10 protein-coding genes and 1 tRNA gene are annotated in these 13,342 nt (G+C 56.0%); 9 read left to right on the plus strand and 2 right to left on the minus strand.

The annotated features are described in order from the left end of the window. Positions 1-151 precede the first annotated feature (151 nt). Positions 152-565, plus strand: a complete 414-nt coding sequence (gene dksA, locus KP708_RS05895) for an RNA polymerase-binding protein DksA (protein ID WP_046900902.1) — start codon at positions 152-154, stop codon at positions 563-565. A gap of 55 nt (positions 566-620) precedes the next feature. Further along, positions 621-695, plus strand: a tRNA-Thr gene (locus KP708_RS05900). Between the two features lie 437 nt (positions 696-1,132). Here the strand turns inward: KP708_RS05900 and KP708_RS05905 are convergent. Next, positions 1,133-2,584 (minus strand): phosphomannomutase, encoded by a 1,452-nt coding sequence (locus KP708_RS05905; RefSeq protein WP_215749475.1) that lies wholly within the window; start codon positions 2,582-2,584, stop codon positions 1,133-1,135. Positions 2,585-2,926: 342 nt separating this feature from the next. Next, positions 2,927-3,580 (minus strand): TetR/AcrR family transcriptional regulator, encoded by a 654-nt coding sequence (locus KP708_RS05910; protein ID WP_215749299.1) that lies wholly within the window; start codon positions 3,578-3,580, stop codon positions 2,927-2,929. Between the two features lie 477 nt (positions 3,581-4,057). Between KP708_RS05910 and KP708_RS05915 the strand changes: the two genes are divergently transcribed. From KP708_RS05915 to KP708_RS05945, 7 genes are all read left to right on the plus strand, one after another. Further along, a complete protein-coding gene (locus KP708_RS05915) occupies positions 4,058-5,554 on the plus strand; it encodes an aldehyde dehydrogenase family protein (RefSeq protein WP_215749297.1) in 1,497 nt (498 codons plus the stop codon). A gap of 2 nt (positions 5,555-5,556) precedes the next feature. Further along, positions 5,557-7,149 carry a GMC family oxidoreductase gene (locus KP708_RS05920; RefSeq protein ID WP_083956318.1) on the plus strand — a complete coding sequence of 531 codons (1,593 nt, stop codon included), beginning with the start codon at positions 5,557-5,559 and terminating at the stop codon, positions 7,147-7,149. A 91-nt stretch (positions 7,150-7,240) separates the two neighbouring features. Then, complete coding sequence (locus tag KP708_RS05925) at positions 7,241-8,812, plus strand: acyl CoA:acetate/3-ketoacid CoA transferase (RefSeq protein WP_215749296.1); 1,572 nt, start codon at positions 7,241-7,243, stop codon at positions 8,810-8,812. Positions 8,813-8,856: 44 nt separating this feature from the next. Beyond that, positions 8,857-10,116, plus strand: coding sequence for a glycerate kinase (locus KP708_RS05930; RefSeq protein WP_215749294.1), 1,260 nt, complete (start codon positions 8,857-8,859; stop codon positions 10,114-10,116). Between the two features lie 160 nt (positions 10,117-10,276). After that, positions 10,277-11,419 (plus strand): acyl-CoA dehydrogenase family protein, encoded by a 1,143-nt coding sequence (locus tag KP708_RS05935; protein ID WP_046900154.1) that lies wholly within the window; start codon positions 10,277-10,279, stop codon positions 11,417-11,419. Further along, positions 11,416-12,183 carry a 3-ketoacyl-ACP reductase gene (locus KP708_RS05940; protein ID WP_215749292.1) on the plus strand — a complete coding sequence of 256 codons (768 nt, stop codon included), beginning with the start codon at positions 11,416-11,418 and terminating at the stop codon, positions 12,181-12,183. Before KP708_RS05935 ends, KP708_RS05940 begins: the two co-directional genes overlap by 4 nt. Before the next feature lie 9 nt (positions 12,184-12,192). Next, a complete protein-coding gene (locus KP708_RS05945) occupies positions 12,193-13,341 on the plus strand; it encodes a dihydrodipicolinate synthase family protein (RefSeq protein ID WP_215749291.1) in 1,149 nt (382 codons plus the stop codon). Position 13,342 lies beyond the last annotated feature (1 nt).

Below are 13,342 nucleotides of genomic sequence, written 5' to 3' on the forward strand. Positions count from 1 at the left end.
CACCTAACACGGGCGCGGAATTCTGCGGTTGAAGGAGATATGGAATAAAGATCTACGGGGTTGGCGAAATGATCTGTGATGGCTATAAGCCGCGCGTTATCGCCCGCGGCTATCGATCGGACGTTGGCGGATTAGCTGGGATTGGATGCGCATGATTACGCTACCGCCGGATTATACCCCTTCCGACGAAGAAGAATTCATGAACCCCCTCCAGGTGGAGTACTTCAGGCAGAAGCTTCTGCGCTGGCGTGCGGACCTGCTGAAAGAGGCTGACGGCACACTCGCCAGCCTCTCAGAAGGCGGGATTCATGAATCTGACATTACAGACCGTGCAAGCGTCGAAACGGATCGTGCTTTCGAGCTAAGAACCCGTGACCGTGCGCGTAAGCTTATTGCCAAGATCAATATGGCTCTGCTGCGGATCGAAGACGGAAGCTACGGTTTCTGTGAGGAAACCGGCGAGCCTATCGGTCTGAAGCGCCTGGAAGCACGCCCGATTGCTACACTTTCCATCGACGCTCAGGAACGTCACGAGCGCATGGAAAAGGTACATCGCGACGATTAAGGGGGTTGCACTTGGCGCGCTGAAGAGATACGAAGCGCGCCAAGGCACCGGTACTGCTGCTGTAGCTCAGTGGTAGAGCACTCCCTTGGTAAGGGAGAGGTCGACAGTTCAATCCTGTCCAGCAGCACCAGTCTTTTCCCAGAAATTCGTTGAAGCTTTGCTTGGCCTTGGCTGCTACGGTAGGCCACGTGCCACATCAAGGTTTAAGAGGCATTAACTGAGCGAGCCAGATAAGGCCGTCACTGCGTGCTTGAGTATGATGCCCATAAAGCATTTCAATCTCGCCGCACGCTCTTTCCTAAGAATTGCGCCATCATTTCGAACGGAACACCGCTTGTTCAGCGGTGTTCGTTGTCTACGCCGACTATATGGTGGGCTGGCGATATGAGAACAGGCCGCTGCGCCTCTGCAGCCATCCTTGGAGCTTTTATCCAAAACACAGATACGTACTTACGGCCTATAAAGCCTTAGAAATACGTCAGCAAAGTTTGGACCCCAGAATCAGGCAGTCCGTCTTCCAGTCATTCTCTGGATAATTACTTAGAGATACCGGCGAGCTGTAGATTGTTAGGCTAGCCATTTAGCAACATTCTGCAGGCTTTGAGTGAGTAATTCTTCAGCCCGTTCCTGAGTCTCAGCTTCCACATAGAGGCGTAATTCCGGAGCATTGCCTGACGGACGTAAATGAATAATGTCGCCCTGCTTGAACGTCATACGTATGCCGTCCGTCTCATTTACCTGCGTCACAGGACCACACATGGTCACGAATCCCAGCATGTTGGCCACACCAGGAATATCGTCACGGAGTATCTGAAGCTGTGCTCTGCTGCGTTCCGTAGCGATCTCTTTCAACCGGTCACTGACTGTAAAGCGGGGTGGAAGGGTGGGGAGAAGCCCTGCAAGACCGTCCTGACGGCCCTGTGCTGCAATGAGCGCACAAAGCATGGGAAGAACCGCATCCCGCGTTGGGAGGGACCGAAGTATTTTTCCATCCTGAACAATATTACTGGCTAACAGGAAGCCGCCATTGGCCTCATAGCCCATGGAAGGCACGAAGCCTTCTGCCGCTGCATCCATCATTGCGGAGACAACAAATGGCGAGCCAATTCGTGTCCGTCGGACAGAGGGGACAAATCCTGATGCTTCAAGCGCGGTGTTGCTGCTGATTGGAGTTGCGACTGCTGCAGCTCCCAGCTTCCGGGCAGCCAGAATACCCAGAACGTCTCCCCGGATCCAGCGGCCTTTTTGATCGGCCAGAAGAGGACGATCCGAGTCACCATCTGTGGTAAGGATGGCATCATACTGCCCTTCTTTAGCCCAGTCGCGCGCCAGATCCACGTCCTCCGGACGCACGGCTTCCGTATCCACGGAAACGAATACATCAGAGCGTGCTAGTGGAACCGCTTTTCCGCCCAGAGCTTCGACAATGGTGACCAGAACGTCACGACCAACCGCGGAGTGCTGGTAAATCCCCAGTGTCAGACCGGACAAGGAGGCGGCACCAAAGAAGTGACGATAGCGCTCTATGTAATCGGCAATAACGTCGGTGACGGCAGGAAGTGTGAAGTCTGTTGTCAGATGACCCTGTGCGTCAAACCAACCCTCAGGCAGAACAACATCCTGTGTCCGCATGGCAGCTTCATCGTCTTTCAGGAATTCGCCATGGGCACGATTGAATTTGATCCCGTTGCGGTCATCAGGAATGTGACTGCCGGTCACCATGAGAGACGGGATCCCGCGAGAGAAGGCGTAGAGGCTCAGGGCAGGTGTCGGTACGAAACCACAGAAGACTGGCTCACCCTTCATCCAGGCAATTGCAGCGGTGCAGGCCCTTAGAATGCTCGGTGTACTGGGGCGAAGGTCACCAGCAATAGCCACAGATGTTCCGGGAGCAAATTCCCCTAGTGTTTCAAGGTGCTTTAGGTACCCCACAGTGTAGGCAAAGCACACAGCATCTGTCATGGCCGTAACAAGGCCGCGGGCCCCGCTCGTTCCGAATGGGACGCCAGACTGCACCATCCACTCTGAAATCTTCATATCTCAATTCTATCCCGTCTGAGTGGTAGCTATTTAATAATTAGTATCAGAAATTTACTCGTAGGTTTTTCTGATAGCGCCTAGCCCGTTTGAAAGCCATTTCGCGGACTGTAGGTTTTAAGGCATTTCGACCAAATCTGGGCAAAATCCTAACGTATTTGGAAGGAAGCAAAAACAGGCGTCTGTCGTTTGATACGCTCGTGCGTGGAGTATAGGAGCCTTGGTCGACCAGCGGTCCCGGAGAAGGGGCTGTGCATCCTCACTGTCGGGATCGAACCGGCTCTTATGAGATCGTCCTGCGGTTTCTTTAAATTCGTGCCGTGCTCAAAGAGAAACAATCCTCAATATTGTTTCGATGTTAAAGCGAATGCGCTCTGCCTGAGCGGCCTCAGACATCAGTTCCCGCTCGAAAATGATCGATCCTGTATATTGATTTGTGAAGTAGTAGTAGCTGACTGCTGCAATGGTGATATTGAGCTGGACGGGATCAACGCCCTCTCGAAAGAGGCCTTGTGCCACCCCACGCTTCAAAATCGTGTCGACAAGGCCGACGAAGCGTCGACTGACAATTTTGACGGCATCGGAGGACTTTAGATGCCGTGCCTGAGCCAGATTCTCGCTATTCACCAGTGAAATGAATTCAGGATTCTGAATGTAGTAGTTCCAGGTAAAGCGGACGAGTCGTTCCAGAGCTTCTCTTGGGTCCAGACTATCCAAATCCAGCTTCTTCTCAGATTCCCGAATATCAAAATATGCGTTTTCCAGAACAGTTTGGAAGAGCTTCTCTTTGCTTTCAAAATAGTGATAAATCATGCGCTTATTGGCATTGGCTTCTAGCGCGATTGTATCGACACGGGCTCCTTCAAGGCCATTTTTCGCAAATTCTTTCTTTGCTGCCTCGAGAATCCGGCTCTTCGTAGCCTCGGCGTCGCGGATGCGAGGGCGGGACGACTGTGTGTCTTGGGACTGTGCACTCAACGGGAAATCTCGCTTTTTGCTAGAGCCGGGCCTGAAGCTCCCGCTTTATGGCCGGAAACGCGCAGACGTCAAAACATCACATAAAAAATAACATATAAAAGAGATTTATCTATCACTATAACGTGATTTATGGGATTTTCCATTATGCGCTACCAAAGTAACCAGATGGTGCGGAGAGCGATTTAATCTCTCCATGATGGAGGGGTGAAATCAGGAAGCAGGAGTGAGGAAAACATTCCGCACAGTAGTTTTTTTCGGAAACATTTTCGGAGAAACAGCCTTCTTGTGGAGGGTCCTGTCCACAGCCCACATTTTGAAAATGAGGTAAAGCTCCCTCCAGCGCACCGCCGGTCCTAGGCGGTTTGATATTATCTTTACCGTTAAACAATCCTGGTGCGCTCGACTTCTGCTCACGGGACAATCTGAAACGACGATGCGTCATTGAATGCTCGTCAAAAAGACAGGGAGAAGCCGTCAATGAACAAGATGGCACAGAAACTGGCTCCATCCGGAGTGGCTCGTGACTTTGGGTTTTTCATCGATGGTGAGTGGCGCCACGGACGTGAGATGTTCGAGCGCAAGTCTCCCAGTCATGATGTTATTGTCACGCGAATTGCACGTTGCACGGAAGACGATCTGAATGATGCGGTAGCGGCAGCGCGGCGTGCATTTGAAAACGGCACATGGGCTGGCCTGGCGAGTTCGGAACGTAGTGCGATTCTGTTGAAGGCGGCTGAGCTTCTGAAGCAGCGTCGCGATGACATCGCCTTTTGGGAAGTGTTGGAAAACGGCAAGCCGATCTCACAGGCCAAGGCCGAGATCGACAACTGTATTTCCTGTTTTGAAATGGCTGCGGGTGCCGCGCGTCTTCTGCATGGTGATAGCTTCAACAATCTGGGCGAAAGCCTGTTCGGCATGGTTCTGCGGGAGCCGGTGGGTGTCGTTGGCCTCATCACGCCCTGGAACTTCCCCTTCATGATTCTGTGTGAGCGCGTGCCGTTCATTCTGGCATCAGGCTGCACGGTCGTCGTGAAGCCTGCAGAAGTCACCAGCGCCACCACGTTGATGCTTGCCGATATTCTGGCGGAAGCCGGCCTGCCAAAGGGTGTCTATAACGTCGTAACCGGCACCGGAAAGAGTGTCGGTCAGGCTCTGACGCAGCATCCGGATGTGGATATGCTGTCCTTCACTGGTTCCACGGGTGTTGGCCGGTCCTGTATCCATGCGTCCGCAGACAGCAACCTCAAGAAGCTTGGTCTGGAGCTTGGTGGCAAGAACCCGATTGTCGTTTTTGCGGATAGTGATCTGGAAGATGCGGCCGATGCGGTGGCGTTCGGGATCAGTTTCAACACCGGGCAGTGCTGCGTCTCGTCCAGCCGCCTGATCGTTGAGGAGTCTGTGGCCGACAAGTTTGAGAAGCTTGTTGTCGCCAAGATGGAAAAGATCCGCGTGGGCGACCCGTTTGACCCGGAAACGCAGATTGGCGCCATTACGACGGATGCTCAGAACAAGACCATTCTCGACTACATCGAGAAGGGTAAGGCCGAAGGCGCGCGCGTTCTGTGCGGTGGTAACAAGGTTGAGCTGGGTCGTGGGCAGTACATTGCGCCAACGCTCTTCACGAATGTGAAGCCGGATATGTCCATTGCGACGGACGAGATCTTTGGCCCTGTGCTGTCCGTCTTCCGGTTCAGCACGCTTGAGGAAGCGATCTCCCTGGCCAATGACACGGTTTATGGTCTGGCCGCGTCTGTCTGGACGAAGGACATCAGCAAGGCCCTGAAGGTGACACGCAAGGTTCAGGCCGGGCGCTTCTGGGTCAATACGATCATGGCTGGCGGCCCTGAAATGCCGCTGGGTGGTTTCAAGCAGTCTGGCTGGGGCCGTGAAGCGGGCATGTATGGTGTGGAAGAATACACCCAGATCAAATCCGTTCACGTAGATCTCGGCAAACGGACGCACTGGATCGCATAATGATGACTGGTTTCGATTACGTTATCGTTGGCGGCGGCTCGGCAGGATGTGTTCTTGCCGCCCGTCTCTCCCGAAACCCGGCGGTGCGCGTCTGCCTGATCGAAGCAGGCAAGCGTGACACCAATCCGCTCATTCACATGCCGGTTGGCTTTGCGAAAATGACGACAGGCCCCCTGACATGGGGGCTTGTCACCACACCGCAGAAGCACGCCAATAACCGCCAGATCCCGTATGTGCAGGCGCGTGTTCTCGGTGGTGGTTCATCCATCAATGCCGAAGTTTTCACACGTGGCCATCCATCTGATTTTGACCGGTGGGAGCAGGAGGGAGCTGACGGCTGGGGCTTCAAGAACATTCAGAAGTATTTCATCCGCTCTGAGGGAAATTCTATTCTTGCGGGATCATGGCACGGAACGGATGGTCCACTCGGCGTGTCGAACCTGGATTGCCCGAACCCCGTCAGCCGCGCCTTCGTACAGAGCTGCCAGGAAATCGGAATTCCGTATAACCCTGACTTTAACGGTCCAGTTCAGCAGGGTGCTGGTATTTACCAGCTGACGGTGCGCAATAACCGGCGCTGCTCTACGGCCGTTGGATATCTGCGTCCCGCTCTGAAGCGTAAGAACCTGACGGTGATTACTGGCGCGATGGTTCTGAAGGTCGTCTTCGAGGGGAAGCGTGCAGTCGGCGTGCAGTACATTGCGGACAAGCAGATGCACACTGCGCGTGCTGAGCAGGAAGTGCTGGTCACGTCCGGTGCAATCGGAACGCCAAAGCTGATGATGCTGTCTGGTGTTGGTCCGGCTGCACATCTGAAAGAACACGGTATTCCCGTTGTTCATGATCTGCCGGGTGTGGGTCAGAATCTGCAGGATCACTTTGGTGTCGATATCGTCGCTGAGCTGAAAGGCCATGACAGTTTCGACAAGTACAACCAGTACAAGTGGATGATGTGGGCTGGCCTGCAATATTCGCTGTTCAGAAGTGGTCCAGTGGCGTCGAACGTCGTGGAGGGCGGAGCCTTCTGGTACGGCGATCCGGCTGCAAGCTGCCCGGATCTTCAGTTCCACTTCCTGGCGGGGGCGGGTGCGGAAGCGGGTGTGGCGTCTGTTCCGAAAGGGACGTCCGGCATCACGCTCAACAGCTATACGCTCCGTCCAAAAGCGCGTGGGTCTGTCACGTTGCGTTCGTCTGACCCTCGGGAAGCACCGATTGTGGATCCGAATTTTCTGGGTCACCCGGACGATCTGCGGACAACGGCCGAGGGCGTTCGCCTGAGCTATGAGATGTTCGGTAGCCACTCGCTGCAAAAATACATCAGCAAGGTTTGCCTACCAGAAGGCGGCGGCCGTACGCTCAAGGCATATGAGGATTATGCCCGCCAGCAGGGACGCACATCCTATCATCCAACCTGTACGTGCAAAATGGGCCGGGACGAAATGGCGGTTGTTGATCCACGCCTGCATGTGCATGGACTGGAGGGCATCCGGATTTGTGATAGCTCGGTCATGCCATCACTGCTTGGGTCTAACACCAATGCGGCAACGGTCATGATTGGTGAACGAGCGGCGGACTTTATTCTGGGGAATGCTTGAGAACGATAACCTTCTCAAGCGGCGCCTCATGCATCGCGATTTTTACAAGATCATAAGTAACTAACAAGATAGTTATAGTGGATCAAAGGCAATGACCAAGACCAGAACCGCAGCGGAAGCCGTCAGTCTTATCAAGGATGGTTCCACCATTGCGATCAACGCATCGTCCGGGCTTCTGTGCCCCGACGACGTTCTGAAGGCGCTCGGGGAACGTTTTGAAAAGGAAGCGGCCCCGAAGAACCTGACGACGATTCATCCGATCGCGACGGGTGACATGTTCGGGACCAAGGGCGTGGATCATATCGCCCAGCCTGGCATGATCAAAAAGATCATCGGCGGGTCTTACCCGTCCGGTCCGAGCAATGCGGAGCCGCCGCTTATCTGGCAGCGCATTCTGGCCGAGGACGTCGCCGCTTATAACCTTCCATCTGGCGTTATCTTCGACATGCTGCGCGAAGGTGCGGCCCTGCGCCCCGGCGTGTTGACGAAAGTTGGTCTCGATACCTTCGTGGACCCGAAGCGGGAAGGCGGGGCGATGAATGAGACCGCCCGCTCGAATCCCATCGTGCGTCATATGGACTTCGAGGGCGAAGACTGGCTGTATTTTCCTGCGCTCAAGCCGGACGTTGCCATCATTCGCGCTTCGACTGCGGACGAGAATGGCAATCTGACATTCGAGCAGGAAGGCGCCACCCTTGGTGCCATGGAAATGGCTCTGGCGGCTCATAACAACGGTGGACTGGTCATCGCGCAGGTCCGCCGCGTGGCAGAACAGGGCACGTTGAAGCCGCATGACGTCAAAGTGCCGGGTATTCTGGTGGACGTGGTTGTGGAAGCTCCGGATCAGCTTCAGACCACTGCCACGCCTTATGATCCTGCAATTTCCGGCGAGATTTTCCGGCCTCTGTCGTCCTTCGCTATTCCGGATTTCAATCCGGGCAAGGTGATTGCGCGACGTGTGGCGCAGGAGCTGAAGAATGGCTGGGCGGTCAATATCGGCTTCGGGATTTCCGCCAATGTGCCGCGCATCCTGCTGGAAGAAGGGCTGCATGGTAGCGTGACATGGGTTATCGAACAGGGACCGGTTGGCGGCGTTCCGCTGCTGGATTTCAAGTTCGGTTGCGCCAGTAATGCCGAGGCCTTCGTCGCCTCTCCTCACCAGTTCAGCTATTTCCAAGCGGGCGGCTTTGACTGCTCCCTGCTGTCCTTTCTTGAGATCGGGGCTGATGGGTCGGTCAATGTCAGCCGCCTTGCTGCCACGCCGCATCGGACGGCAGGGGCGGGCGGTTTCGTAGACATTACGGCACGGGCGAAGCGCATCATCTTCTCAGGCAATTTCAATGCCGGAGCCAAGATGCACATTGAGGACGGCCGGCTCGTGATCGATCGGGAAGGCAAGATTTCCAAGATCGTGCCAGAGGTGGATCAGGTCAGCTTCTCAGGGCGCAGAGCCACCGAAACAGGGCAGGACGTGACGTATGTGACGGAACGCTGTGTTCTCAAGCTCCTGAACGGTGAGCTGACGGTCACGGAAATCGCGTCGGGCATCGACTTGCAGAAAGATGTGCTCGATCAGGCATCCACGCCTCTGAAGGTTTCTCCTGAACTGAAGGAAATGGATGCCGTTCTGTTCAGGGATGCCGTGATGGGGCTCAAGCTCTGAACGCCCCAGGCCGTCTTTTCCGTGAGTGGAGTCTGAAAGAAGCCATGACAGTCGACGATCACAGTTTCCTGACAGGTCTGTTCAATGCCGCCATTACCGCGGCTGATGCAGACCTCGTGCTGGCTGCCAACCTGCCGGAACGCCCGAAAGGCAAGACGGTCGTGGTTGGGGCCGGGAAGGGGGCAGCCCAGCTTGCCGCAGCCTTTGAGCGCGTGTGGGATGGTCCGCTGGAAGGCGTTGTCGTCACCCGTTATGGCTATGGCTACCCTACAGAACAGATTCGCGTTCTGGAGGCTTCCCATCCGGTTCCGGATCAAGCCGGTCTGGCTGCAACGGCGGCTTTATTCGAGGCGGTGCGTGGATTAGGTCCGGATGATCTGGTCGTTGCACTGATCTGCGGGGGCGGCTCGGCCTTGCTGCCGTGCCCGCCAGAAGGGTTCACGCTGGAAGATGAGGCGGAGCTCAGCCGGGTTCTCCTGTCTTCTGGCGCGCCGATCTCTGTCATGAACAGCATCCGCAAGCAGTTTTCGGGGATTAAGGGCGGTCGTCTGGCCGCTGCGGCTTCCCCGGCGAGAGTCGTTTCACTCATAGTCTCGGATGTGCCGTTCGATGATCCGGCACAGGTGGCCTCTGGACCAACCGTGCCTGATACGAAAACACGCGAAGACGCGCGGCATATGGCCAAGGCCTGGAAGCTCGCACTGCCGCCTAAAGTGCAGGCATGGCTTGACGGAGAGCTGGGGCAGGCGCCGCGTCCGGAAGATCCGGCATTCGCCGGGAACGAAGTTCGTATTGTGGCGTCGGCTCATCTGTCTCTTGAGGCAGCAGCAGCAGCGTCCCGGAATCTTGGAATTCCAGCTGTTATCCTGTCCGACGCGATTGAAGGGGAAGCCCGGGATGTCGGGAAGGTCCATGCAGCGATCGCGCGTGAAGTGATTATTCGTAATCAGCCATTCCAGAAGCCGGTTGTCATCCTCTCGGGGGGAGAAACAACGGTGACATTGCGTGGACGTGGACGGGGTGGTCGCAACACGGAGTTTCTCCTGTCGTTTGCGCTCGCGGCTGAAGGTCTCCCGGTTTCCGCACTCGCTGCGGATACAGATGGAATTGACGGGTCTGAGGACAATGCCGGTGCCTTTGCAGATGGGAAGAGTATGGGACGACTGCGGGAACGTGGAATTAACCCGTCGGTCCTGCTGGCGGAAAACGATGCCTATACTGCCTTTGAGGCATTAGATGACCTGTTTGTGCCAGGTCCTACCGGGACAAACGTCAATGATTTTCGCGCTATTCTGCTGAGGTAGAAAAAGATGGCGAAGTAAAAAATGTTCCTTAACGAGAACGAATTCATTCTGGGTATTATGAACATCAAGTTCTTTTGATTTCAAAACGCAGAATGGCCTTGAAAATAGATCAGTCACCATAATAACTAACTGGTTAGTTATTAAATAAGGGAATCGGGTTATGTTTCTCAATGAAATGCAGGAGCAGGTTCGCGAGACCACACGGTCCTTCGTGGATGAAGTCATCCGCCCTGCTGCTGAGGCCCTCGACCGTGAAGAACGCTTTCCGGCCGAAATTTACGAAGAAATGGGCCGTCTTGGCCTGTTCGGCATTGCAGTTCCGGAAGAGCTCGGAGGGCCTGGCTTCGATACCCTGACCTATGCCGTCGTGATGGAAGAACTGTCCCGCGGCTATGCCAGTATCGCCGATCAGTGTGGCCTGGTGGAACTGATTTCCACGCTCCTGGTGCGTCACGGCACGGATGAGCAGAAGAAGCTGCTGCCAGACATTCTCTCCATGAAGCGCAAGGTTGCCTACTGCATCACCGAGCCGGAAGCCGGCACGGACGTGTCTGGCATTCGCACCACAGTTGAACGTGATGGCGATGGTTGGATTTTGAACGGTGGAAAAATCTGGATCCATAACGCCCCGGTGGCGGATCTTGGGTTCGTTCTGGCGCGGACGGACAAGGAAGCCGGAAACCGCGGAATGTCCATCTTCATTGTGGACCTGCATGCCAAAGGCGTTGAGCGAGGCCCGAAAGAGCACAAGATGGGTCAGCGGGCCAGCCAGGTTGGTGCGCTTGATTTCTCCGATGTGCGCCTCGGCCCGGATGCTCTTCTGGGCGAGATGAACCGTGGCTTCCACATGATGATGAGCGTGCTGGACAAGGGACGTGTTGGCATCGCGGCGCTCGCTGTTGGGATCGCACAGGCTGGTCTTGAAGCCGCTGTCGATTATGCCGGAACGCGCAAGCAGTTCGGTAAGCACATCTCCGAATTCCAAGGTGTTCAGTGGCTTCTGGCCGATATGGCCAAGGACATTGAAGCTGCCCGTCTGCTGGTTCATTCCGCTGCGGTGAAGATCGATAACGGTCAGGACGCCACGCGCTCCTGCTCCATGGCAAAATGCTTTGCTGGTGACGTGGCTGTGGCCCGGACAGCGGATGCTGTGCAGGTCTTCGGTGGCTCCGGCTACATCCGTGGCTTTGAAGTTGAGCGTCTGTATCGCGATGCCAAGATCACGCAGATCTATGAAGGCACGAACCAGATCCAGCGCATGATCATCGCGCGTGAACTGCTCAAGAAGGGCGCCCGTACATGAGACAGGTCGCTCTCGTCACCGGCTCTTCACGCGGGATCGGCCTCGCCGCCGCAGAAGCGCTCGCTAAAGAAGGCTTTTCTTTAGCGGTCAATGGACCGGTTGATGATGCAGAACTGCGTGCAGCCGTGGCCCGTCTGGAAGGGCTGGGCGCCAAGGTTGTGGCCGCCCCGTTCGATGTGTCCGACATCAGCGCCCATGAGGGTGTTCTGGCGCGGATCGAAGACGAACTCGGCCCGCTAACAACGCTGGTGAACAATGCGGGCGTCGGCGTCCTCCAGCGGGGTGACCTGCTGGAAGTGTCCGAAGCAAGCTGGGACCGGTGCCTGACGATCAATGCGAAGGCAGTGTTCTTCCTCTCGCAGGCTTTTGCAAAGCGCCTTCTGAGCCGGGAACGGTCAGCCGATGCGTTCCATTCGATCGTCAATGTCACATCGTCAAATGCGACGGCTGTGGCGGTGCAACGATCAGAGTACTGCGCGTCAAAGGCTGCGGCGGCCATGGTGTCCAAGGCTCTGGCTGTGCGTCTCGGGATTGAGAATATCGCGGTCTATGATGTTCAGCCTGGCCTGATCGCTACAGAAATGACGGCTGCCGTCATTCAGCACTACCGCCAGCGCGCGGAAGAGGGGCTGACCCTGCTTCCCCGTGTTGGAGAGCCCTCGGACATGGGGCGCATCATTGCGGCCCTTGCCACCGGGAAACTGCCTTACACCACAGGCCAGGTCATTTCGGCAGATGCCGGAATGCTTGTGCCGCGCTTCTGAGAAACGGTTATGAAGATCATCCTGCCCGACGAAACCGGCCGGAAGATGGATTACCATCTGATCGGTACTCCTGTTCCTCGCAGTGTCCTTCCTGCCAATCCGGCCCGGATCGTCTATTCGGCGGCCCATGTCGTCGCAGATCCGTTCACGGATAATGCACCGTCTGGCCGCGCTACGATCGACTGGAAGAAGACGCTTGAGTTCCGTCGCTATCTCGTCGGCATGGGCCTCGGAATTGCGGAAGCCATGGATACGGCCCAGCGCGGCATGGGTCTGGACTGGCCTGGTGCGCTGGATCTGATCCGTCGCACCAAGGCCGAACTTCCGGATGCGATGGTCGTGAACGGTGCGGGAACAGACCATCTGGACCCCAAGGACGCACGGTCCGTCGATCATGTGCGCGCAGCATATCTGGAACAGGTCGAGGCGATCCAGAAGGTTGGCGCACGCGTCATTCTGATGGCCAGTCGTGCTCTCGTTCGCGTGGCGTCCAGTGCTGAGGACTATAAGCGGGTCTACCGCGAGGTGCTCTCTGCCTGTGATGAGTCTGTCGTTCTGCATTGGCTGGGCAAGGATTTCGACCCGGCTCTGGCAGGCTATTGGGGCACGGATGATTTCAATGAGGCGCTGGAAACAGTCCTGAGCATCATTGAAGAAAACGTTGCGAAGGTGGACGGCATCAAGATTTCCCTTCTCGACAAGGAGAAGGAAATCATCATGCGCCGTCGCCTGCCAAAGGGCGTGCGGATGTATACGGGTGATGACTTCAATTACCCGGAACTGATCGCTGGTGACGAGCAGGGCTACAGCCACGCACTTCTCGGCATTTTCGATCCGATCGCGCCGCTTGCGGCTCGTGGTGTGAAACTGCTCGGCGAGGGGGACGTGAAAGGCTTTCACGACGCTCTCGACCCGACTGTTCCACTCGCTCGTGTGATCTTTCAGGCCCCGACGCAGTACTACAAGACGGGTGTGGTGTTTCTGGCCTGGCTGAATGGCTTTCAGGATCACTTCGTCATGCTGAATGGTGCGCAGTCCATGCGGTCCCTCCAGCATTTCACGGAGATCTTCCGTCTCGCTGATGGTTGCGGCCTGTTGCGGAACCCGGATCTGGCTGTGCACCGCATGAAGTCGCTTCTGTCGGTTTACGGGGCCTGAT

It is taken from the genome of Gluconobacter sp. P5H9_a (assembly GCF_018812085.1).
In the GTDB taxonomy this organism is placed as follows: domain Bacteria; phylum Pseudomonadota; class Alphaproteobacteria; order Acetobacterales; family Acetobacteraceae; genus Gluconobacter.